Consider the following 2,014-nt stretch of genomic DNA (forward strand, 5'->3'; position numbering starts at 1 on the left):
GCCCCGTAGTTGGGGGGCGGTGGGTAGCCCGGAGGGTTGTGCTCGCTGCCGTGGGGATCGGCCGGGGTGCCTGGATACTCGGGAGGCTGGCTCATGTCCGTCCTAGCTGTTGACTCAACCTGTGGGCACGCGCACACGGGAACTTAGCAAAGATGAGTGCTCGGCGCCCGGATTGGTTTTCGTGGTATGCCTGAAGCCGTGTCCGACGGTCTTTTTGACCTGCCCGGCGCGCCGCCGACGAGCGATCACGCCCTGGGCGTGTCGGCCGGTGCACCGTTGGCGGTGCGCATGCGGCCGGCCTCGCTGGACGAGGTGGTCGGCCAGGAGCACCTGCTGGCGCCCGGGTCGCCGCTGCGCCGCCTGGTCGAGGGATCGGGCGTCGCGTCGGCCATCCTCTACGGCCCGCCGGGCAGCGGCAAGACCACACTCGCCGCGCTGATCTCCCAGGCGACCGGCCGCCGGTTCGAGGCGCTGTCGGCGCTGTCGGCCGGGGTCAAGGACGTGCGGGCGGTCATCGAGAAGGCGCGGCATGCGCTCCTCAACGGCGAGCAGACGGTGCTGTTCATCGACGAGGTGCACCGCTTTTCCAAGACCCAGCAGGACGCCCTGCTGTCCGCGGTGGAGAACCGGGTGGTGCTGCTGGTGGCGGCAACCACCGAGAACCCGTCGTTCTCCGTGGTGGCGCCCCTGCTGTCCCGGTCGCTGATCCTGCAGTTGCGCCCGCTGGGCGCCGACGACATCCGCGCCGTCGTCCAGCGGGCGATCGACGACCCGCGCGGGCTGGGCGGGAAGGTCGCCGTGGCGCCCGACGCCGTCGACCTGCTGGTGCAGCTGGCCGCCGGCGACGCCCGCCGGGCCCTGACCGCGCTGGAGGTCGCGGCCGAATCGGCTCAGGGGGCCGGCGACTCAGTCACCGTCGAGACCATCGAGCAGTCGCTGGACAAGGCCGCGGTGCGCTATGACCGCGACGGCGACCAGCACTACGACGTCGTCAGCGCCTTCATCAAGTCGGTGCGCGGCTCGGACGTCGACGCGGCGCTGCACTACCTGGCCCGCATGCTCGTCGCGGGGGAGGACCCGCGGTTCCTCGCGCGCCGGCTGATGATCCTGGCCAGTGAGGACATCGGCATGGCCGATCCGAGCGCGCTGCAGATCGCGGTGGCGGCCGCCCAGACCGTGCAGCTGATCGGCATGCCCGAGGCGCAGCTGACGCTGGCGCACGCCACCATCCACCTGGCCACCGCGCCCAAGTCGAACTCCGTCACCACCGCGCTGGCCGCCGCGATGGACGACATCAAGGCGGGCAAGGCCGGCCTGGTGCCGCCCCATCTGCGCGACGGGCACTACTCCGGCGCGGCTGCGCTGGGACACGCGCAGGGCTACCAGTACTCGCACAACGATCCCGACGGCGTCGTCGCCCAGCAGTATCCGCCGGACGAGCTGGTGGGCGCGGACTACTACCGGCCGACCGGCCGGGGCGGCGAGCGGGAGATGGCCGGGCGGCTGGAACGGTTGCGGGCGATCATCCGCAGGAAGCGGGGACGGTGATGAAAACTTTCACTGACGAGGAGATGGGCCGGCTGCTGGCGACCACCAAGCCCTACAGCGTGGTCATCCTCAAGCGGGGGCCGCGCTTCGGCGAGGACACCACCCCGGGGACCGTCTGGGAGCACGGGCGCCGCAATTTCGGGCTGCGCGACGACGGCGTCCTGGTCATCGTGTTGCCGGTTACCGACGACTCCGAGGTCTGCGGGGTCGCGGTGTTCGCGGCCTCGGTCGACGACGCCGCCGCCATCATGGCCGACGACCCGGGCGTGGCCGCCGGCGTCTTCACCTTCGAGGTGCACCCCAGCCGCGGATTCCCGGGCGACGCGCTGCCCTGAAAGGCTTTAGGCGCGTCGAGTGTGCGGCGAGCCGCACAGCGGGCGTCGAGTGCTGTCTCTTATACAAATCTCCGAGCCCACCAGACTAGCCCTCAGCGCGTATTCCGTGGTCAGCGTGAAAAAATGTTCAC

The 2,014-nt window shown here is 70.7% G+C and carries 2 protein-coding genes; both read left to right on the plus strand.

Translation table 11 applies throughout. From position 1 onward, the window contains the following. The first annotated feature begins 186 nt into the window (after positions 1-186). Entirely contained in the window at positions 187-1,548 is a 1,362-nt protein-coding gene (locus A5750_RS10125; RefSeq protein WP_066946046.1) for a replication-associated recombination protein A, read from the plus strand. Further along, on the plus strand, positions 1,548-1,883 hold the full coding sequence (locus A5750_RS10130) for a hypothetical protein (RefSeq protein ID WP_066946044.1): 336 nt from the start codon (positions 1,548-1,550) through the stop codon (positions 1,881-1,883). The genes A5750_RS10125 and A5750_RS10130 overlap by 1 nt, the downstream gene beginning before the upstream one ends. Positions 1,884-2,014: the final 131 nt, after the last annotated feature.

The organism is Mycobacterium sp. 852002-51613_SCH5001154 (assembly GCF_001667425.1).
Classification (GTDB): Bacteria; Actinomycetota; Actinomycetes; order Mycobacteriales; family Mycobacteriaceae; genus Mycobacterium.